We start from the raw sequence: 21,751 nt of genomic DNA on the forward strand, positions 1-21,751 counted from the left end.
CTGGACAAAATGACTCCAGATGAGTTTTACTATGACCAGCTACCACAACAAAATAAGGTAGCTTAACTAGAGCAGAATATCACTTATAAATAAGCTTTTAGTTGTTCAAACAAGTGGGACCACCTCTGGGTCATTTGACAAAGCAGGATAAGAATCATCCTGTCAAAACAACAAAAATGAGGAAAATAGCATGAAATACGGATTATTCATCACCAGTCTGCTGCTGGCAGGCACATGTGTCACGGCTCAGGCATCCACTCAGGCCAGTCAGGTCACAGCGAAAGCCAGCTCACACTATGCCAAGACCCAATATCCCATCGTGTTTGCACACGGGATGGCAGGCTTTATCCGGGTCGGTACAGATCAGTTTGGTCTGGATTACTGGTATCAGATTTTACCGGATCTGGCCCGCAATGGTGGCAATGTCTGGGCGACCCGAGTATCGCCGTTTAACTCATCAGAAATTCGCGGTGAACAACTCTTAGAACAAGTGAAGGAAATTCGGGCGATTACAGGCGCATCTAAAGTCAATCTGATTGGTCATTCTCATGGTGGTCCCACGATTCGTTATGTCGCTGGTGTAGCGCCTCAACTGGTCGCCTCTCTGACTGCGGTCGGTGCGCCGCATAAAGGCTCACCAGTTGCAGATCTGATTCTTCAGGCAGAAGATACGCCACTACAAGGCCCTTTGGTCGGTGGGATTAATCTGGTGTCTAAAGCCATCACCTGGGCCCAAGGACTGGATCCAAACAGCTTCCCGCATGATTCTCTTGCAGGTGGTCGCAGTCTGACACTGGCAGGATCGGCACAATTTAATCAGAAATATCCGCTGGGAATGTCAAGCACGACCTGTGGCGAAGGTGCCTATAAACAGAATAATATTTATAACTATTCATTTACCGGCACTGGCACAGTGACCAACATTCTCGATCCCGACTCTGCTTTGAAAGTCACCAGCCTGCTGATTGATGGTGGCAAGGACAATGATGGTCTGGTCTCTCGCTGTAGTGCCAAATTTGGTAAAACCATTCGTGATAACTACAACTGGAATCATCTGGATGAAGTCAATATGGTCTTGGGCCTGAAAAGCATCTTTGCCCCTGACCCAGTCGATGTGTATCGTCAACATGCCAATCGATTGAAACTGCAAGGCTTATAGTTCTTATATCAATATTAGAATATAAAAAATGCGCCCAAAGGCGCATTTTTTAACTCGAGATAAAACTTAACTTGAGCCTAAACTTAAGAAGCTTTAACTTTACGAGCTGGTAATTTTTCACGGATACGTGCAGCTTTACCAGACAATTCACGTAGGTAGTAAAGTTTAGCGCGACGAACATCACCACGACGTTTCACTTCAACTTTAGCTACGATTGGAGAGTGAGTTTGGAATACACGCTCAACACCAACACCGCTAGAAATTTTACGTACTGTGAACGCAGAGTTCAAACCACGGTTTTTCTTCGCAATTACCACACCTTCAAAAGCCTGAAGACGCTCACGGTCGCCCTCTTTAACTTTTACAGAAACAATCACTGTATCACCTGGTGCGAAAGCAGGGATGTCTTGTTTCAATTGTGCATTTTCAATTACTTGAACTAAAGGATGCTTACCGCTCATGGGGTATCTCCAATAATGCGAGTCAGAAGAGGTCTGATCATCGCGGGGGCTAGAGGCTAAAGCGCATAGACCCGATTATCTTTCCCTTTAAAGTTGACCATCTCAACTTTAAAGGGCCTATTAAAGAATACTTAAACTCAATTTAAGTACCGTTTTCGAAGACAGCACCAATTTCTCAGCAATGTCTTACAAATCTTTCAGCCATTTTTTTTGCTGCTTGGTCAATTCTACTTGTTCGACCAGTTCAGGGCGACGTTCAAGTGTCCGTTGATAACGCTGCAAAAACCGCCATTTTTCAATGTTTGCATGATGACCTGATTTAAGTACCTCAGGCACATCCAAACCTTCAAACTGGTCAGGCTTGGTATATTGTGGGCAGTCTAACAGACCATCCACAAAGGAGTCTTGCACATGGGATTGTTCATCAGACATCGCCCCCGGAAGCCTCCGGATAATACTGTCTAATAAAACCATCGCTGGCAGTTCACCACCCGACAAGACGTAATCTCCAATTGACCATTCCTGATCAACATATTGCTGGATCAAACGTTCATCGACCCCCTCATAACGCCCACACAGTACAATCAATCCGTCATATTGAACGAAGTCCTGTACCGCAGCTTCATTTAAGGTCTTTCCTTGCGGTGACATATACACCACAGGAACCTGAACTGCACCTGCTTCACGAGCAAGCTCTTTGGCACGGTGGATTGCTTGTGCCAAAGGCTCCGCCATCATCACCATACCCGGACCACCACCGAATGGACGTTCATCCACCCGTTTGTAGTTGCCCGTCGCAAAATCGCGAGGATTGATACAATGAATTTGCATCAAATCACGTTTTGCTGCGCGCCCGCTAATACCGTAGGCTGTAATCGCTTCAAACATTTCAGGAAAAAGCGTAATGACTGCAAAAAACATCGCAGACTCCCTTATTTCCAAAAAGTGTTAGTAGTCTACGCCCCAATTGACGTAAATACGACCAGCTTCAAGATCAACGCGTTGTACCACATCTTTATGCCATGGAATCATGCGCTCTTCGCCATCGATACTGTCGGCAGTTGCGCGAACCACCATCACATCATTGGCACCTGTTTCAAACAGTTCAAAAATTTGACCGAGATTAATTTCTTGATCCTCATCATTCAGACCTAACACTGTTAGACCCTTTAAATCAGACCAATAATATTCATCTACACCCGCTTGAGGCAGTTGCGATTTAGCAATCCAGACATTGGTGCCAACCAGTTGGTCTGCCCCAGTGCGATCACTCACACCTTTAAGCGAAACAACCAGGCCTTTACCATGTGGTTTCCAACGTTTTACATCAACAATTTGCCAACCTGCTTTGGTCTCAATGTACCAAGGCAGATAGTCAAATATGTTGCTCATGGGTTCTGTATTGGAATAGACCCAGAGCCACCCATTTAATCCATATGCTGAACGTAGCTGTCCAATCTGAATACGATCTTCGGGAACATTCTGTGTTGGTGTCATGGGCAATCTACTACCATATTAAACAGCAGTTGCAGCTTTTTTAGCTTGAGCAGCTAAAGAAGCAACGCGATCTGAAGGTTGAGCACCTTGAGAAACCCAGTGAGCAAAACGGTCAGCATCTAAACGAAGTTTTTCTGCTTTACCTTGAGCTGTCGGGTTGAAGAAACCGATACGTTCGATGAAACGACCGTCACGTGCATTACGGCTATCAGTTACAACGATTTGATAGAACGGACGTTTTTTAGCACCACCGCGAGTAAGACGAATAACAACCATGATAGAACCTTATAGTTTTTACGGATTATCCCTGCACCGACCACCGATACATTTCAAACCCCTTTCATAGAGGGCAACATTTTACGCGAAGTTTACCCTGAATGAAAGATTAAAAAGTGTTTGGCTACAATTTTGGATTTGGATGAAATCAATCATCCCAACTTGTTGCAGAATTAGGTGTACAACGCCCTCTATCGTCTCCTTTAGACCAACAATGATGCCCCCTATGATCTAAACCCAGGGTGCCATCTCCTTTTTGTGTATTTTCTGTCATAGCAACAAGTAACCAACCATCATCTGTTACTTCCTGCAGTGATATCCTATATGTCGTACCGCGATCTTTAGGTATGAATATCGAACCATTTGCATTTACAGCATAGCCTATTGTAGCTAATGTAATAGGCGTATTATTTGGTCTAAAAGTCGAATGAATTAACTTATATTTTTGCAATCGACCAGCTATCTCCATTAATTCTGCTTTAGCTTCCATCCGGTTTGTTTTTTTAACATAACTTTTATAACTTGGATAACTAATCATTGCTAAAATGGCTATGATTACAACTACGATCATCATTTCAATTAAAGTAAAACCAGGATTTTTACTTATCATCTTCTTTCCCTATTTACACTCATCTGGAATATCATCTGGATCTGTACATTTATCATCTACCCATTCACATTTAATATTTTTATTATTCATAGCAAAATTTTTATAGAGTGCAGAATTCGGTAAAGACGGATTTACGCATGCTGCTACGCTCCAGCCCAACATTGTAGCAGCCACCTGAATAGTATAGATTTTATCCGAGGATGATTTACTTTTAAAAACATACTTATCATCATGCAATAATTTAAAGTTTTCATAACTGAAATTCCTAGTTTTTTCCTTTTCAAGTTTTAAAGCTATATCACCTATTTTTTGTACAGCAAGTTTTTCATGACTTTTTCGAACGTATTGGCTGTACATAGGCAGCGCTATTGCTGCCATGACTGAAAGTAAAACCACTACTATCATTAATTCAAGAAGAGTAAAACCTTGTTGTTTCATTCTGATTTACCTTTCACTTTATAAGGTGAATATTCAAACCAGCGTTGAGGTAATAGCTTGTTCAAGGTAACAAATTCATCTGGTTTTTCATCTGGTTTTTTATTAAAGATAAAAGTTCGTTGATTGGCTTTTGTCCCTGTTCCCAATGTTAGACCGATGATACCAGGCCCCAAATCCCCTATATTTTTAGGTTTTGTTGTTCCTGCACACTCTCCATCTGGCAAACAGAATTGATATATTGTACTTTGACCAGTAATCCCACCCGTACATTCAGTAGCATCCTTTTTTGCTGTACTATTTTGAGGGCTAAATACTGATACATACAGCTCATTTGCTAAAGCCATCCCTTCCTCTAGGATACGGCTTTGATATTTATTCTTTTTATCCTCACTTTCTGTTTTAGGTAATGGATAATACCATCCCATTTTAGGACTCTGCTCAGTATTATCAGCAACTGAGCTGGTATTATAAATTTCTTTCAAGTTATTCGCTGTAATAGTCGTTTGTGGCAGTAATTTACTGTTAGTAACCGTATAGTCATATAAACCAACCAGCCAATCTGTATGATCATCTGCAGTATATAAAGGACTACTTCTGTCACCAGAACCCATTGTCAAAACAGCATAGCGTGTAGAATTACCCTTATGGATTGTAAAGGTTGGGGCTTCATAAAAGCGACGTTTACCCAAGTCAGCCAATGTAAATGCATTCAAAGTAAATGATTGTGGTTTAACCTTATCAATCAGATGTTGAGGATTTAAATCTATTCTAAATACCTTACCTCCTAAATCCCCTACATATAAATGATCTGTTATACCATCACCATCACGATCAATAACCTTAACACGCGATGGAATACTATTTGTCATTCCACTAATAGAGGAGGATGCATATTTAGTTAATTTACCTTGATTATCATTTTCTGCATCTGTTGATTTATCAACTCTATTGCTTCCCCACCACAATAGTTTTCCATTTTCAGCATCAAAAATATAGACCCCGTTACCTGTTACCGGATCTGAAGTGCTACTTATAAAGTCTGGTTTTTCATACTTAATGTCATACCCACCGCCTACTATCATGACAAGTTTCTTTTTCCCATTCCACTTGATGTAAGTAATTGTGGGTTTAGACCAACTTTGCCCCATATAAGCAAGAGGATGTGATTTATCCTCTGGTAATGCAGAGTTTTTATATTTTTGCGGATCAATATGGAACATTAATTCAGGTTTGGTAATATCAGAAAGATTGAGCGCATAATAACTATCGCCTCCCATACGCAAACCACCATATACATATTGATGGCTTTTCGTACTATCTGGTTTTACGACTAATGCCGAACGAGTAGATTCTATTATTTTATTCCCATCATCATCCAAAACATATTCTTCATCTTTTTTCTTGTAAAAATCAGTGATAAGTGGTTCATATTCTGTGTGTGCTGCCCATGGCCCATCTATACCATAAAAGAATGTATTAACCGAGTCTGTTCTCTCCTGTGCCAAAGACTCAGCAAAACCTTTGGATTGTCGGGTTAAAAATTCATTAGGGACAAAGCTAAATACTTCTTTACCACCCTCTGCATCCGGCGTTTCAGTATCTTGCTGCCCAGCTTTTACTACATGCAATACGCCCTGTGTAGTACCAAATAAAATATAATCTTCACGATCTTTTGAGGAAATCACACCTTTATCAATTTCAAGTGCACCTTTTTGAGTTAACAATAACGGAGTTGAATGAATTACCGACCCCATTTGGTAACCTTTAATATCAAAAAGTTTACTCTTTAAATAGGACAATTGCTCTGTATATTCTTTAGAGCCTAACTCCTCTAAATGTTCTTTTTTCAGTTTAGAAAAACCTAATAGTCCATATAAATAATGACGATTATCTAAAGCCATATTCTCGGAAAGAACATTTGTCACTTTTTCTAGTGTCCCATTGATATTGATATATAGATTTCGCTTAAGGTTAGTCGAATTCTCTCCAGCTTCAGGATAATTATTAGCTTTTAAACGACTAAGATGACCACCCCAAGTAATATATTCATCTTCGGTATTACCTGCAGAATACCAATAGTCTGTAAGTTTTTTTCTAATAGTATTGCCTTCAAATACTGAGTTTTTATTAATATCAACTATAGTTCCATCTTCTACCTTAAATTTCTTTAAATTCCCCGCCCAAAGTTGTTCTTTAGAACCAATTAAGGGTTTAAACATTGGAAAATATGAATATGGCTGTAATTGAGTAGTATTTAGAGCATCTATTGGAATAGTGCTAGTTCCCATTGTAGACCCCTCAATAGGAACAGTAGAATCACTAATAAATTGTTTAAGGCTTTTTATTAAATCATTAGTGGATTGTACTGTATAAAATCCACCACTTCCTATTTCAGATTTTTTCGCCCCCCATTTACATAAACTTTGAGCATTGCTTCCAGATGTACCTATATTAGCACAATCAACTTGACTCATATCTTCAGGAAGAGTGCTGAAATAATATTCACTTCCAAATCCAACAGTTGCTGTCTTAATCTTAAATTCTGAATTTTTTAAATATTGCGCTTGATATCCAATCTTATTCCAAAATTCACTGGCATTTTTCTCAGGCAATATTTTTGTATATGAAGAAGTAGTACCATAACCAAAAGTTGTACTATCGGATGATGGTTCTCCATCTGTCATAAAATAAATTCCATTACCTGAACATTCAAGTTTGCTTTTATCATTAAAATAGAGAGATGTACCAAACTCTGCGCTAGCCTTTTTATAAGCTGCACCTATTGGTGTACCACCTTCAGCAGTAATACTTTCAATTTTTTGTAAAATCTTTTTCTTATTATCATCCGTCATTTCCGTAAAAGTTAAAAGTGTCTGTGCTGAACTTCCTGAGTATACTCCAAGAGCAAAACCTTTCGATTTATCAACAGAAGAATCTACGATCATCTTCATTAGACCTTCTCTCAGTTTTGCCATTCGACTCAAGCAACGATATTTCGTGCCATTACCAGAAATATCTGTACAAGTGTTTTTCACCCTATTCTTTACTTTATCAATTTTGACTTTTTCTGTGCCAGTTTTAATTGGAAAGTGTGAAAAATCAACTTCACAAATACCATCTTGATTTTTCTTCACATAATAGTAATCAGTTGCTTGAAATTTGATTGATAGATCAATATCACTTAATTTCCGAACACAAACACTATCCTGAACTGTATAATTAACTTTTGAACAGTTTCTCGACCCTCCTAATTTGTAATCACCAGAACCCGTCCCCCAATTTGTAAAACCACCATCAGCTATAGGCCCATAGCTCCCCCCATTATCTGGCCCTACATAATAATACGAGTCACAAACATTCTTGTTTTTTTCCGTATGATTACCATAAATATAGCCATAATCATCATAAAAACCTTTCGCGTAATCCATACTCCCTGATTTATCCAACATCATATAGATCGTTGTAGCCCCTGTACCACCAGACTGATAAATATCAATGTCAGAAGCAGAAATTTGAGTCGGAATAGAGCTCACTACTAAAGCTGTTATAGATGCGGATAAGGTTGATACTTTGAAATGCATCCATTTACTTTTTGTATATGCGTTATTTTTCATAAGGATCCCCTAACCTACTTTTTTAATAAATTGACCTAAACTATACTCAGATACTTGTGTTTTAAACGGCGCAGCATTTTTACTAAGACATTCAGAGACTGTTTCTACATTTATATCCGTACTTACATAACTTAGTTTTTTCATACAAGCATTGAGAATTTCTGGATCTTCAGTACTTAATGTAGGCATTACCGTTGTTGCAGTGATAATCAAACGTGCTGTTTCATCAAGTTTACCATTCTCAGTATCAGTACCTATCTGATAGTGAGAAAAAGGTTCATTATCACCTTCTGTATATCCAGAAATTCGCACTGCAATTTGCGTCATAGCCGCTGCACGACCACTCACGAAATCTTTTTTATTTTTATTAACCTGGCAAAAACCAGATCGAGATGAACCACCAATATCTTCAATTTTTGGCTCATTTTCACCTTGCTCTAGGTAGACTAAACTAGCATGATAAAATTGATAAAATTGCGTCATATTACCCCGGTAACAGATAACTAATTCCCTATCCCGATTCACTTCCATTTTAGGAAACCCAAATAGACCAGTACCTAATAAAAATTCATCAAAATTAGAGCTATTCTCAATTTTAAATAGTGCTCCGTCATTATTTTGATCCATGATATGAGACGCTTGACTATTAGTTGCTATAGCAAGTCCTACTATTCCTGAACGTATTGCCATTACGCCAATGATAGTTAGGATCATGACGATCACTAGCACAACAATTAGCGCTGATCCTTTTTGAGCTAATAGCTTCATTATAAACGATCTCCTATTCCATTTCTGAATGCAACAGTCTGCTCTACGGGAACTCGTATATACTTGGTACGCATTGTTTTAAGCTTCTCAATTTCTTGAGGAGAATTCAGTAAGGTATAATTTAGTTTTTCTACTGTATCGGTCCCGGCATTATCTAAAGAACGCGCTAAAATACCAACCTGTAAAGAAACAGCTCTAATTTTTTCATTTTCAGGTGCTTCTATATCAGCAAAATCTGACAAAGTCATATACGAAAATTCTGAAGTAACAAAATTTTGAACACCAACTAATACTTTAAACTGATCAACACGCTGCATGATGATCTGTCCCGCTTCATCATCATTATTGCTAAGTCCTGTATTAGTAGAAGAAGCTGAATATCGTCCAGCATCACAAACTAAAGCCAAGTCATGACTTTCACCATTTTTATCTTTTCTTAGAAAATAGCGCTGGACAATGGTTTTATCTGTTGAATCTATTTCATTTCCTTCACAATCATAGCCTTTAGCCAATGTTGGTTTATACTGGATAACCAATACATCACTTTTTTCTTTAGCAAGTGAGTCAGCTGCATTAGAATCACTAAGTTTTCTATTATTTTTAATATGTTCTGGATAATTTGAATTATCAACAATAAGGCCTGAAATCCCTGTATTAGTCATATCTCTATTAATTAAATTTAAATTAGTATGCTTCAAATCTGTAACTATATAATTTAATCCAATATTTGCGTTATCTTGTACATTCAACATTGCAGTTTGAAATGCTAGGCTTCTTTGACCTGACAAAAGCATCTGAACTGCTACTAAAACAATTATTAAACCCAAGACAAGTGCAATCATTAACTCCACTAATGTATAACCTGAATTTTTCTTCATCATTAGAAAGCCTCTATTACTATACACTTACTATTTGAGTAATATTTAAATTCATCTACTGGGGTACAAGCATTTTTATCTTCTTCCCCTTTAATAGCGTTTGTGTCATCCCATGCAACATAAATACATAATCTTTTATTATCAGTCTTAGGGCATTCCCATACATTTAAATTCATATTTTTTTGAGCAGCAATTTGTTGGATATCTGCTATATCTTTCGCAACAAAATCTTCTGCTGAACAATATATATACTTTGCTTTACCCTCCTCTGAATTGGCTGTTAAACAATGATCAGTATTCCCTCCATCAATTAATCCCTTGTCATCATCTTTTGTATAAATCGTTCTATTAACAAACATTCGTTCAGCCAGGTTACTAGCCAAATTTGCAGCTTCTACTTTTTTTAATGCCTCTGCAGCTAATTCCAAAGATCTATATTGAAGAGCGGTAAAACCTAATACTGCAATTCCTAATACCAAGATACAGATCATGACCTCCATTAACCCTACCCCTTTTTGGAATTTCATACCCCCTCCCCCCCACAAGATCCATCTGCAAGCTGTTGCAGACCTAAACGAGACAATTCAATTTTTTTTGCCTTTCCACTATTTTTATGTTTAATTCCCAAACATAAAGTATTCTTTCCATCAGAAAATTCAACTATTCCATTGTTTCTAAATAAAATTTCCTCACCATTCATATTGTATTCATATTTATTAACATCTAACTCCAGATAAAGAGAGTTCTCTGGATCAACCTTTTCCTTTTTACTTCGAAAAAAAATACTCACAGGCTGATTAAGTAGCTTCGATTTGTTTTTGGCTTCATTTAACACTACAACCAACTCATTTAATTCTTTTTTTAATTCATAATTATAAATTTGTGTTTTAAAAGAAGGAGCCGCCAATATAGCTAAAATTACCAATATTCCAATCGTTACCATAAGCTCTATTAGCGTAAATCCATTATTTTTCTGCATCTCATCCCCAAAACAACAAAACTTTACCCCATTAAAGATAGTATATAATTAAATTACACAACTAACACAAATTAGGATAAATGGCATAAAAAAACAGATAACTGTCATTTCCCAGTTATCTGCTTATTTTTAAATAAGAAACAGAATGTTAAACAGTTAACACTCTAAGCCTGTGTTACAGGAATACGTAACTCTTTGGGTAGGCTAAAGGTAATATTCTCTTCCCGGCCATCCAGCTCTTTTGGCGCCTGTGCCCCCCAATCCTGTAAACGTTGGATGACCTGTTTAATCAGAATTTCAGGTGCAGATGCTCCTGCTGTTACCCCAATCTGGGCATTTTCTTCAAACCATTCCTGCTTGAGCTCATCAGCATTATCGACTAGGTAAGCTGCTTTCCCCATACGTTCAGCCAGCTCACGTAGGCGGTTTGAATTTGAAGAGTTTGGTGAACCAACAACAAGTACGACATCACAACGTTCCGCCAGATCACGTACCGCATCCTGGCGGTTTTGTGTGGCATAGCAAATATCGTCTTTACGTGGCCCTTGAATTAAAGGGAATTTTTGGCGCAAAGCATCAATCACTTTCGCCGTATCATCAATCGACAAGGTCGTTTGCGTGACAAAAGCCACTTTTTCAGGATGATGCACAGTTAAGGCAGCAACATCTTCTTCATCTTCGACCAGATAAATTTCACCACCATTTTTCTTGTCATATTGCCCCATGGTGCCTTCGACTTCCGGGTGACCTTCATGACCAATCAGAATGGCTTCTACGCCTTCACGCGCATATTTGGTCACTTCAATATGCACCTTGGTGACCAATGGACAAGTTGCATCAAAAACCTTTAAACCACGGCGTTCGGCTTCAAGCTGTACCGCCTTGGAAACCCCATGTGCGCTAAAAATCACAATATTGTCATCGGGCACTTCATCAAGTTCATCGACAAAGATCGCGCCACGCTGACGCAGGTCATCGACTACAAATTTGTTATGTACCACTTCATGCCGCACATAAATCGGTGGATTAAAGCATTCTAGGGCACGGTTCACGATCGCAATGGCACGATCTACACCAGCACAAAAACCACGTGGGTTGGCTAAAACAATTTCCATAGAATCCTCAATACTCACACCATTTTTAGCGGTTCAATTGAAATAAATGTAAAACAATCGACTGGTAACTATTTAGTTTAAAGCCGGTCTACTCTAAAATAGAGAAGATATTTTATCATATCAGGAAAAATATCATGTCGGGTCTCTTGTTTGTCGTTTCTGCAGCGTCTGGAACAGGCAAAACATCCCTTGTTAAAGCCCTACTTGAGCGTGTCAATAACCTTCACGTTTCTGTGTCCCATACCACACGCGGTCAACGCCCTGGCGAACTCGATGGCGTGCACTATCATTTCTCCCAGAAAGACGATTTTTTAAATCTGGTCAATGAAGGTGGTTTTATTGAATACGCAGAAGTATTCGGTAATTACTACGGTACTGCACAGGCGACCGTTAAAGAACAACTGGCCAAAGGCCATGATGTGCTGCTGGAGATTGACTGGCAAGGTGCACAACAAGTCCGTCGACTTTTTCCTGAATCTCAACAAATTTTTATCTTGCCACCAAGTCAGTTTGACCTGCGTGAACGTCTGTCTAACCGCGGCACCGACACAGTTGATGTGATTGAACATCGTCTGAGCTGTGCAGTGGAAGATATGCAGCAATATAGCAACTTTGACTATATTATTATCAATGATGACTTTAACAAGGCGCTGCATGATCTCGAAGCGGTCATTATCGCCAACCGTTTGACCTTGTCGCAGCAAGCCAACCGTCATGAAAAACTGATTCAGCAACTGATCACACCCACTGAACGGTGATTAAAACTTGAGTCTATAGGCAAAGCCTTTTATACTGTGCAGTCTGTTAAAATTTATTATTCAAACGAGAATTCTTATGGCACGCGTCACCGTTGAAGATTGTTTAGACCATGTAGACAACCGCTTTGAGCTTGTACTAGTGGCAAGCAAGCGCGCGCGTCAATTGGCACGTCAAGGTATTGAACCAACTGTAGAATGGGACAATGACAAACCGACTGTTGTTGCTTTACGTGAAATCGCTGCAGGTCATGTATCCAAAGATATTTTGAAACAACGTGATCAGGACTATCAAACATCAAGTCTGGATCTTGCACTTTCTGCAAATAATCTAAACTTAGACGGTTTTTCTTTCCAATAAGAGATCGTCACAAAAAAAGCCTAGTTTTAAACTAGGCTTTTTTTTGTTATGTGACTTTTATATTTATGCCAGAACGGTTATAACATAAGGGTTAGCTATCGAACTTGAATCCGCTTTCTATTTGTTAATAGTAAAAATTTGGCAAGCGCTACAATTCATATTTAGTCAAAGCTTTCATGGTTTTATTTGTAAGAAACTCAGTTTTAAAGGTGTTTTATGCCAGGCCCACAGGTCAGTCAAGCCAAGCAACAGTTAGAGATGATGATCGACGCGTATTTAAATGAACGTGATGTCGAACGTGTGCTTGCGGCCTGTGATTATGCAGATATCGCGCATGACGGTATTGTACGTAAAAGTGGCGAACCCTATATCCTGCATCCGATTGCGGTGAGCTGTATCTTGGCGCATATGCGTCTGGACACTGAAACCCTGATGGCTGCTTTATTGCATGATGTGATTGAAGATACCGACTTCAACAAGGATGATATCAGCGAGACTTTTGGTTTTACCGTGGCCGAGCTGGTCGATGGCGTGACCAAACTGAGTCATTCCAGCGATAAAGAATATAATAAAGCCGCGTCATTCCGAAAAATCCTGCAAGCCACCTTACAGGATCCACGTGTCATTATTGTGAAACTGGCCGACCGCTATCACAACATGACCACTTTGGAGGCGCTGCGCCCGGACAAACGTGCGCGTATCGCCCGCGAAACCTTTGAAATTTTTGTGCCGATGGCACGTATTGTCGGCATGAATGAAATGGCCGACAATCTGGAACATCTGTGTTATCAGAATCTTGATCTGGACATGTATAACAACGTTCAGGCAGCGCTGTTAGAAACCAAGCCAAAACGTTGTGAATATCAGGCGATCTGGGAACAAAAGCTGAATGATCTCTTAGAAGACTATAAAATTGAAGGTCGAATCAAAAAGAAAAATAACAATATTGAGCTGTTACGTCATTTTGTTAAAAATGATATTGACCTGCAAGAGCTGACCCATAGTCACGCCTTTGAAATTATTTTACAAAGCATTGCAGATTGTGACCGTCTGGCAGAAATTCTGACTCAAAGCTTTAAAATTCAAAGCTATGAAGATCATATTCGCCGTCCATTACCCGGTGGCAACCAGTCCTTGATGATGCGTTTAAAAGGTGAAAAAACCACGTTATCGCTCACCATTCAAACCGAACTGATGCGTAAAGCCGCACGTTTTGGTGTGGTACTGGGTGAAAATGCCCCGCAAGCCTGTCGTTCTGCAATTCAGGCCTCGATGCAAAATCTAAACGTGTTGGTCGATGGTGAATGTGCCAAAACCACCTTTAGTGAATTACTGGATTATCTGCATCAGGAAAAAATTTGGGTATATACCCCGCATGGGCATTTACACGAATTGCCACAAGGTGCAACAGCGGTTGATTTTGCTTATGCGGCCAGCCTGTTCCTGGGCAACCATGCCATCGGGGCGAAAATTAACAATGAGACCAAACCGCTCTCTACCCCGCTAGTCAGCGGCCAGGTGGTCGAAATCATTACTGATGTCCTGGCAACCCCCAACCCGGACTGGCTCAGCTTTATCAACACCCAGAAAGCCCGCCGTGCCATTCAGAATATCTTGCGCGATCAGGATCTGGACGAACAGCGTCTGGTCGGTCAGCAAGCACTGAATCGTGCCTTGAAACTTTTCCATCGCTCCATTCGTGATCTGACTGAAGCAGACTGGAAAAACCTCCTAGAATGGCGCCACGTTTCCAGCAAGGAACAGCTGTTTGAACAGATTGCAGTCGGTGATTTATTACCGCAACTGGTGGCCAACCATTTATTTGCCCAAGATCAGCATCAGAATATTGCCAGTTCAGACCGTCTGATTCAGGGAACAGACGGTGTCGATGTCAAATATGCCCATTGCTGCAATCCTGTGCTGGGTGATCCAATTCAGGGGCATTTGACTCGTCGTGGTCTGATTGTGCATCGTGCGCGCTGCCACAACCTGCTGCATGAACAGCATCAGCATCCAGAAAATATTATGTTGTTGCAGTGGACCTCTGATGATCTGGAAGATATCAGCTTTACTGCCTATCTCAGCATTGATCTGGACATGAATGACGAGCAGATTTCCGACCTGATTTACCAATGCCGTAAAGCACATTCTGGGGTGGAAATGGTGCGCACTCAGGATGACAAAACCTATGTCAATATCGTGGTGCATAACCGTAAACAGATTGCAAAGATTATCCGGGATTTACGCATGTATTTCGGTTTCCCACGAATTATTCGTCTGGCTCAGCCCGTCGTTTTCAGTGAAGCTTCTAAAGTGAGTTAATCATTTAAAACGATAGTGCTTTGATCGGCCGAATTGATCGAATATGATGTATGTCGATGATAAAAGGAGAAATTAATGTCCCGCCAAGTAATCCATACTGAAAATGCCCCTGCTGCGATTGGCACTTATTCGCAAGCCATTTTAGTGGGTGATACCTTATATCTATCTGGTCAAATTGGCTTAGATCCTTATAGTATGGAATTGGTTGAAGGCATTGAGGCACAGATTCGCCGTGTATTCGATAATTTAAAAGCCGTCTGCGAAGCGGCCGGTGGCTCTCTGGCAGACATCGCCAAACTGAATATTTATCTGACTGATTTATCGCACTTCCAGCTGGTGAACCAGATTATGGGTGAATATTTTGCCCAGCCTTATCCAGCACGTGCAGCACTCGGTGTTGCCAGCCTGCCAAAAGATGCTCTGGTCGAGATGGATGGCATTGTCATCATTCAGCAATAATTTTTAAAATTTATGTAACACCTAAGCTTCTATATTTCGTTTGCAATCATGAATCACTCAAGCAAAAACCCGAGCAATAATCGGATTTTTGCTTGAGTGATATTTTTTTATCTAAATCACCAATCACAATAAAAGCTATTTCAAATGATTTTTATTGACAAACGATAACAATTATCAATAATATTACTTATCTTATTTAAACACTGTGGTTGTGTCCTATGTACGTTTGTTTATGCCGTGGCATTACAGATCAAGACATTAAAGATGCTATTGCAAATGGCGCTGAAACGTATCGTGATGTGCGCGATATATTGGACTTGGGAACCTGCTGTGGCCGCTGTGCACCAGAAGCCCGTATGATCATCAGTGATGAAGTTTCACAAATTGCGGCCCGTCTGGCGGTGGCCGCCTAAACCGAATAAAGATAATGATAACACCAATGATCTAAGATCATTCTTCCTCCCCCGCCTCTGACTCTGGCGGGTTTTTATTGTCATCGATCTGGAGCTGGATCGATTTGATTGCGATTTTCATTTGCTGTTCTATAAATTACTCGCCATTGCCCCCTGACTTGCTTTACTATCATGAGTTAGAGCGCTTTCTTAGAAAGATAAAACAGGTTCAAATGGAGTTATGTGATGAAAGGCAATCGTGATGTGATTAATCAGCTCAATCAGGTGTTGTATCACCACCTAACTGCAATTAACCAGTATTTCCTGCATTCACGCATGTTTAATGACTGGGGCATTGAGAAACTGGGCTCGGCAGAATATAAAGAATCGATCGTGCAGATGAAACATGCCGATAAAATTATTGAACGGATTTTATTTTTAGAAGGTCTGCCGAATCTGCAACATCTGGGCAAACTGTATATCGGCCAGCATACTCAAGAAGTGCTGCATTGTGATGTACGTAAAGTTAAAGAAAACATTGAGACCATTCAGAAAGCTGTGGCACTGGCTGAAACCCAAATGGATTATGTGACGCGTGATCTGGTTCAGGAAATTCTAGAGAAAGAAGAAAATTATCTGGATTGGACCACGACACAAATTGATCTGATTGAAAGCATTGGCATTGAAAACTATATTCAAAGTCAGCTTTAAATTTAAAGTTAAGACAAGAAAAAGCCAGCATCTGCTGGCTTTTTATATTAGCGAGGCATATCCTGCATTAATTCTTCATAACTCATTTCAGTTTTCTGGATCACTTTCAAGCGCTGCAGCTGATGCTTAGCCTCAGTCTCGTAACCATTAAATGCTAAAAGTTTGGCATATTTGATCAGGTTATATTTGGTTGGATAACTTAAGACCATTTGTTCACCTTCCTGAATCTGTGTAGCAGACGCTTTGCTGTAAGGATTTAAACGAATCCAGTCAATACGATGGTTAAATTCGGTTATTAAATATATTGGAGTTTGATTAGTTATCAGACTGGGTTTATGTTCTAAATAGTAACTTTCTCCAAGCTTAGGTACTAACTTAGTGTAATCTCGGATAATTATAGTAAATACTACTAAAGCCAATAAAAAAATAATTCTATTAAATATAATAGATGTTTTTAAGGTTTGAATTGAAGCATTCTGTGACTGGACAATTCCAATGATAAATCCTATTGGTAACAAAAAATAAGCATAGTGTTGTGGAAACTCAAACATTGCATGAGTCACAAATGCACCGATCATCAATATGCCAATGACTGATTCAGGGGTTTTCACCCACCGCTGCATTTGATAGCCCAAATAACTGAAATAAGCCAAGAAAGGTACACCAATCACAGCACCATTCCAGATCAGGAAATCGATAATGAAGTTATGCGCGCTTCTAATCCAAACTGGTCCTTGAACTGTATCGGTAATTTCAACAAAGGCCACACTGGTTTGATACCAGCCATAGCCCCACCATGGCTCTGCCTGAATCGCAGCCAGCATTTGCTGCCAGATCGCGAATCGTGACATATCGCCTGTAGCACGAGAGACAACATCACGGCTTTGCACTACTTCGGCATCTATGACCTGAGTCACCAATTGACTTAGCAATGGAAAAGCGACAATGGAGGAAATAAAAAAGATCAACCATGCTGTGCTGTAATACCATTTCAGATGAATAATGCCTTTGTATTGATAAAATGCTAGATAGAGGACAATTGCAATAGTCGCTACCCAAGACGTTCGAGATTGACTGAGGACCACTCCGATCACAATACATAATGCACAAGCAACCAACAGACTTGTCTGCATTTTTTTCTTTTCATAGAGGTATAGACAACTCATTAATGCCATAACTAAAAAAGTTGCCATATTATTTGGCTGGGCAAAATTAGCAAAAGGCCGCTGATTACCTTCTATATTAACCATACCAGGTAATATCGCATCCAAATTAAGCCATTGGCAAATTGCAATAAACCCTGTTACAACACCTGATACTAAAAATATATAACTTAGATAAGTAAAAGTTTTTTCTCGGCAATAGTTTTCTGTTGAAAAGTTATAACCTAATACACTTGCCAACCAAAAACCCGATACAAAAATTGCACTCATCATAGCAGTACTAAAGAAGAAAACTTGTCCAAGCATAAGTTGAATAAAGGGTATGCATGCAAGTAATAATAAAGGTATTCCAATTTTTGGGATCTTCACCTTATTAATCAAAAATAAAACAGACAAAATTAATAAGCTAATAAAACTATAAAGTTCACCAGTATAAGTAACCCAAGGTCTCAAATGTATTGGTACTAACCAAGCAAAAGACATGAAAAAGGCAGCTAAAATAAAAATAACCTTCATTAAAATTCATACACCAATCAAATAATAAAAATCTATCAGGTTACAACTTGAATACAGTGAATTTATTTCCATGGTCTTAAATCTACTATTGCAAGTATAGTCTTTGTTTCTTTGTTCAATAAAACCACCATATCATTTGACGTCGCTTTTAGAGGTATCCAGCCATCTGCTTGAGGGTACTGCAGTAAAATTTTTTTTACCTTAATTCCATGATTGTATTTATATAAGTTACTAATTGGATTTGATTTTAAAATTAAATTAGAAAGCATATTATTTATAGAGAAATAACGTACTGGCATTTGTGCGATAGAAATACCACCAACTACTTCTAAAAAAACATCATCATTCTGAGTATCACCAATAGCAACAAATTGTGGTCCCAACCAAGAAACTTTCTGATATTCTTTTTGAACTTTCTCAATATTTTCGAATATTATTTCATTTTTTCGGACCAGTTCAAATTGATTGCCATGATATACAATCCAGGCTGGTCGTCCCTGCTCTACTGAATAAATGCCATAACCGAGCGCCATTAATTGAAATAATATCACTATACTTAAATCAAACTTAAGACTTTTTTTCCCGTCTTTATAAACTATAAAACCTAGAAATGGCCCAATAATTACATCTATAATAAGTAGCATAAATAATATATGCAAAACTCCAACTGCTCTACCTAATGGCTGTGGATACCATACAAATATAATGAATAAAATTAAAAGTAAAACAACAAAACTTGATAGAACTAAATGGGTTAGAAAAAATTTTAAGCGTTTTGACATTATCTCTATCCTCATTTGCTTATTAATAGACAAAATCAACCTAATTTTTAAATTCAACTATTTAAAATTATTTATCTATCCATATAAAAAAAAGACTGGTAAACCAGTCTTTTTTAAAATTAGATATTATTAATCACGGCATGAACCTGGAAGATATTTTGCAGCAATAGCCGGTGCACCACCAGTAACACTACCAGGACCACATTTCCATGAATTCACTGTTGAACCAATATCAACTTCAGTCATTGGCTGACTCGCAGCATTCAAAGGAGTTAATTGGAACGATTTATTTGCCGCTCCTTTTAAATCAGAAGCCTTTGTAGTAGTTACAGTAATTATACCTGTGTTACTTGTTTCAACTAAAGCTGTATATTTAGTTGAAGCACTTGCAGAAGCAGCCGAAGCGTCACTAGAATCGTCAGTAGCCTTAGCTCCCACTTCACAACCCCAATCATTTTCGCCAGGTAATGCTGTAGCTGATTGATAAACTTCAGTCACAATTGTACGACACGTAGAACCTGCTAAAACTGGTTCAGACATTTTAGCACGAATGGTGTAATCTTGATAAGCAGGAAGTGCTACAGCAGCCAAAATACCGATAATTGCTACAACAATCATTAATTCAATAAGGGTAAAACCCTTTTGTATCGTTTTCATAACATTCTCCACAAATGTTTTGTTTATTTATAAAGCTTAAAAAAAGAAAGCTAATTTATAGATAGCAGCAAGTGTGCCAAGTTTTATTATAATAATTTTGAGAGAAAAAACAGCAGTTTAAAAAAATATTTTTCATATTGTATTTTTTGTGTTTACTTTTGTGTAAATAACTGACAATTTTTGTCAGTATGTTGACGCAATTCACCCTAATATAATCGGCTTATTCCCTAATTCATTCTTTAAATCATCTATTTTTCGATCGTAATATTGATCTAATACTTTTCCAATCTCTATTACGCCTTCAATTACACCTGCTTTAAATTTCTTCTGCTTCAATTGCTGAATGATATTTTGACAAATTTGATTCCAGACTTCCTGAGTTGTCGCCTGCTTAATTCCTCGATCAATGACAATTTCGACTTTATGTTCACACAAATTTAAATACAGCAGTACACCACTATTGTACTCTGTATCCCAAACTCCGAGTTCAGCAAACAGCTGCCGTGCCCGGGCACAAGTATCTTGATAGAAAGCTTGCTTTGCAGGAATACAACCTTCAATCACGACCTGGATTTCTCCCACATGTCCATGCTCGGCTTCCTCTACCGCGACTGCAATCGCATGCTGATCCTGCTTGGAGAAAAAACGTTTGGTTGCCGGCATATAAAAGAAATGCTTGAGCCAACGTTTAAAACTTGGCTGTGCATGCTCTTCTAACTTCGGCTGCGTGACAATCTCTGTCGTATCTGTTGTTGTTACCATGAACCTGATGCTCCTCCCCCACCAAAACCACCACCGCCACCGCCACCGCCGAAGCCGCCGCCACCAAAACCACCACGGCCACTACCGCCGCCCCGGCCGCCACCTGCTAAAAAGGCATGTAAAATCAGCTGGGCAATAGAAGTGACCAATAAAAAGAAAATACCTGCGCCAATCATTAAACTAGCAACCAAGCCTAAGCCATTCACTAAGCCTGCGGCTGTACCTGCTACTGCCGCAGTCGCTGCACTCAGACGTTTACCAAAGATCATGGAGCCAATAACACCTGCAATAATAATAAAGATGACACTCCCAAAAGTAGCTTGCGATGCTTTTTGGGCCTGATAAGCTTGTTCCTGACGCTCTTTCAACTCATCCGCGGCCTGTGCTGCAATTTCAGGATCTAAATTTAAAATTCGTTCAATTTCGGTTAACCCGGAATCAATGCCCTGCGCATACTGACCTTGCTTAAAAAATGGCGTGATTTTGTCATTAATAATACGCCCAGCCACAATATCCGGCAGTACACCTTCTAGACCATAACCAGTCAAAATTTGAATACGGCGATCATTAATGGCAATGGTCATCAACAAACCATTGTCGCGTTTAGCCGAGCCAAGCTGCCAGGCTTCAGCAACGCGCATGGAGTAATCAAAAATATCTTCCTGCCCCGTGGTCGGAACAATGACTACACCTATTTGCCCTTTACCTTCATTATAAAGTTTTAGAATACGCTGACTGAGTTGCTGTTTTTCAGTAGGACTGAGTAAATTTGCCTGATCAATGACCGGTTCATTCAGACTGGGTAAGTCGCGCTGAAGCTGCCCTTCTGCCATGTCATTGGCAATTTGTGGCTGCTGGGCTGAGGTTGTTTCAGTAGCCGTTTGAGCTGTTTGAGAATTAGTCGCAGCCGGATTTTGCAATATTTCACGTGCAACAATAACTTCTTCGGTATCGGTTGCTGTGGCGGTTTCTGCTGATACAGGCACTACCATCCCCATGGCCAACATGAGGAGCAACCCGGCACAGTATTTCAGCAGCATCTCAGACATCTGATTTCTCGCTTATTTACAAGTCAG

General features: G+C 39.3%; 24 protein-coding genes. 7 read left to right on the top strand and 17 right to left on the bottom strand.

Annotated elements, in window-relative coordinates:
* The first annotated feature begins 190 nt into the window (after window positions 1-190).
* Window positions 191-1,159, top strand: coding sequence for a triacylglycerol lipase (locus tag FTU40_RS12895; protein ID WP_074383612.1), 969 nt, complete (start codon window positions 191-193; stop codon window positions 1,157-1,159).
* Window positions 1,160-1,242: 83 nt separating this feature from the next.
* Here FTU40_RS12895 and rplS read toward each other — a convergent pair whose 3' ends face one another.
* The 12 genes from rplS to ispH form a co-directional block, all read right to left on the bottom strand.
* Window positions 1,243-1,620 carry a 50S ribosomal protein L19 gene (rplS, locus tag FTU40_RS12900; protein WP_005094271.1) on the bottom strand — a complete coding sequence of 126 codons (378 nt, stop codon included), beginning with the start codon at window positions 1,618-1,620 and terminating at the stop codon, window positions 1,243-1,245.
* A 186-nt stretch (window positions 1,621-1,806) separates the two neighbouring features.
* A complete protein-coding gene (trmD, locus tag FTU40_RS12905) occupies window positions 1,807-2,541 on the bottom strand; it encodes a tRNA (guanosine(37)-N1)-methyltransferase TrmD (RefSeq protein ID WP_180041057.1) in 735 nt (244 codons plus the stop codon).
* A gap of 27 nt (window positions 2,542-2,568) precedes the next feature.
* Window positions 2,569-3,117 carry a ribosome maturation factor RimM gene (rimM, locus tag FTU40_RS12910; RefSeq protein WP_074383613.1) on the bottom strand — a complete coding sequence of 183 codons (549 nt, stop codon included), beginning with the start codon at window positions 3,115-3,117 and terminating at the stop codon, window positions 2,569-2,571.
* 18 nt (window positions 3,118-3,135) lie between these two features.
* A complete protein-coding gene (gene rpsP, locus FTU40_RS12915) occupies window positions 3,136-3,393 on the bottom strand; it encodes a 30S ribosomal protein S16 (protein ID WP_005094274.1) in 258 nt (85 codons plus the stop codon).
* 148 nt (window positions 3,394-3,541) lie between these two features.
* Window positions 3,542-4,003, bottom strand: a complete 462-nt coding sequence (locus tag FTU40_RS12920; protein WP_218951665.1) for a type IV pilin protein — start codon at window positions 4,001-4,003, stop codon at window positions 3,542-3,544.
* A 9-nt stretch (window positions 4,004-4,012) separates the two neighbouring features.
* Window positions 4,013-4,441, bottom strand: a complete 429-nt coding sequence (locus FTU40_RS12925; RefSeq protein ID WP_180041059.1) for a type IV pilin protein — start codon at window positions 4,439-4,441, stop codon at window positions 4,013-4,015.
* Entirely contained in the window at window positions 4,438-8,055 is a 3,618-nt protein-coding gene (locus FTU40_RS12930) for a PilC/PilY family type IV pilus protein (protein WP_180041061.1), read from the bottom strand. The genes FTU40_RS12925 and FTU40_RS12930 overlap by 4 nt, the downstream gene beginning before the upstream one ends.
* 9 nt (window positions 8,056-8,064) lie before the next feature.
* A complete protein-coding gene (locus tag FTU40_RS12935; protein ID WP_180041063.1) occupies window positions 8,065-8,823 on the bottom strand; it encodes a pilus assembly PilX N-terminal domain-containing protein in 759 nt (252 codons plus the stop codon).
* Window positions 8,823-9,704, bottom strand: coding sequence for a PilW family protein (locus FTU40_RS12940; protein WP_180041065.1), 882 nt, complete (start codon window positions 9,702-9,704; stop codon window positions 8,823-8,825). The genes FTU40_RS12935 and FTU40_RS12940 overlap by 1 nt, the downstream gene beginning before the upstream one ends.
* Window positions 9,704-10,228, bottom strand: coding sequence for a type IV pilus modification protein PilV (gene pilV / locus FTU40_RS12945; protein ID WP_180041067.1), 525 nt, complete (start codon window positions 10,226-10,228; stop codon window positions 9,704-9,706). Before pilV ends, FTU40_RS12940 begins: the two co-directional genes overlap by 1 nt.
* Window positions 10,225-10,680 (bottom strand): Tfp pilus assembly protein FimT/FimU, encoded by a 456-nt coding sequence (locus tag FTU40_RS12950; protein WP_180041069.1) that lies wholly within the window; start codon window positions 10,678-10,680, stop codon window positions 10,225-10,227. Before FTU40_RS12950 ends, pilV begins: the two co-directional genes overlap by 4 nt.
* Window positions 10,681-10,844: 164 nt before the next feature.
* The gene (gene ispH, locus FTU40_RS12955) at window positions 10,845-11,795 is read right to left on the bottom strand and encodes a 4-hydroxy-3-methylbut-2-enyl diphosphate reductase (protein ID WP_005168840.1); all 951 of its coding nucleotides are present in this window, start codon (window positions 11,793-11,795) and stop codon (window positions 10,845-10,847) included.
* Between the two features lie 134 nt (window positions 11,796-11,929).
* On the opposite strand from ispH, the gene gmk reads away from it, so the two are divergent.
* From gmk to bfr, 6 genes are all read left to right on the top strand, one after another.
* Window positions 11,930-12,553, top strand: coding sequence for a guanylate kinase (gene gmk, locus FTU40_RS12960; protein WP_180041071.1), 624 nt, complete (start codon window positions 11,930-11,932; stop codon window positions 12,551-12,553).
* A 76-nt stretch (window positions 12,554-12,629) separates the two neighbouring features.
* Entirely contained in the window at window positions 12,630-12,911 is a 282-nt protein-coding gene (rpoZ, locus tag FTU40_RS12965) for a DNA-directed RNA polymerase subunit omega (protein WP_004650579.1), read from the top strand.
* 216 nt (window positions 12,912-13,127) lie between these two features.
* Window positions 13,128-15,233: a bifunctional (p)ppGpp synthetase/guanosine-3',5'-bis(diphosphate) 3'-pyrophosphohydrolase gene (locus FTU40_RS12970; RefSeq protein WP_180041073.1), complete on the top strand. Its 2,106-nt coding sequence runs from the start codon at window positions 13,128-13,130 to the stop codon at window positions 15,231-15,233.
* A 75-nt stretch (window positions 15,234-15,308) separates the two neighbouring features.
* Entirely contained in the window at window positions 15,309-15,692 is a 384-nt protein-coding gene (locus FTU40_RS12975; RefSeq protein ID WP_074383622.1) for a RidA family protein, read from the top strand.
* 218 nt (window positions 15,693-15,910) lie between these two features.
* The gene (locus FTU40_RS12980) at window positions 15,911-16,105 is read left to right on the top strand and encodes a bacterioferritin-associated ferredoxin (protein WP_004732422.1); all 195 of its coding nucleotides are present in this window, start codon (window positions 15,911-15,913) and stop codon (window positions 16,103-16,105) included.
* 225 nt (window positions 16,106-16,330) lie between these two features.
* Window positions 16,331-16,795 carry a bacterioferritin gene (gene bfr / locus FTU40_RS12985; RefSeq protein ID WP_180041075.1) on the top strand — a complete coding sequence of 155 codons (465 nt, stop codon included), beginning with the start codon at window positions 16,331-16,333 and terminating at the stop codon, window positions 16,793-16,795.
* A 47-nt stretch (window positions 16,796-16,842) separates the two neighbouring features.
* Here bfr and FTU40_RS12990 read toward each other — a convergent pair whose 3' ends face one another.
* From FTU40_RS12990 to FTU40_RS13010, 5 genes are all read right to left on the bottom strand, one after another.
* Entirely contained in the window at window positions 16,843-18,474 is a 1,632-nt protein-coding gene (locus FTU40_RS12990; RefSeq protein ID WP_180041077.1) for a PglL family O-oligosaccharyltransferase, read from the bottom strand.
* Window positions 18,475-18,536: 62 nt separating this feature from the next.
* Complete coding sequence (gene tfpZ, locus FTU40_RS12995; protein ID WP_180041079.1) at window positions 18,537-19,256, bottom strand: TfpX/TfpZ family type IV pilin accessory protein; 720 nt, start codon at window positions 19,254-19,256, stop codon at window positions 18,537-18,539.
* A gap of 129 nt (window positions 19,257-19,385) precedes the next feature.
* Window positions 19,386-19,913: a pilin gene (locus FTU40_RS13000; RefSeq protein ID WP_180041081.1), complete on the bottom strand. Its 528-nt coding sequence runs from the start codon at window positions 19,911-19,913 to the stop codon at window positions 19,386-19,388.
* A 201-nt stretch (window positions 19,914-20,114) separates the two neighbouring features.
* Entirely contained in the window at window positions 20,115-20,675 is a 561-nt protein-coding gene (locus tag FTU40_RS13005; RefSeq protein WP_180041083.1) for a TPM domain-containing protein, read from the bottom strand.
* Window positions 20,669-21,724, bottom strand: a complete 1,056-nt coding sequence (locus FTU40_RS13010) for a YgcG family protein (protein WP_180041085.1) — start codon at window positions 21,722-21,724, stop codon at window positions 20,669-20,671. Before FTU40_RS13010 ends, FTU40_RS13005 begins: the two co-directional genes overlap by 7 nt.
* Between the last annotated feature and the right edge of the window lie 27 nt (window positions 21,725-21,751).

Origin of the sequence: Acinetobacter sp. YH12100, assembly GCF_013419135.1 — a bacterium.
Taxonomy (GTDB): domain Bacteria; phylum Pseudomonadota; class Gammaproteobacteria; order Pseudomonadales; family Moraxellaceae; genus Acinetobacter; species Acinetobacter pseudolwoffii.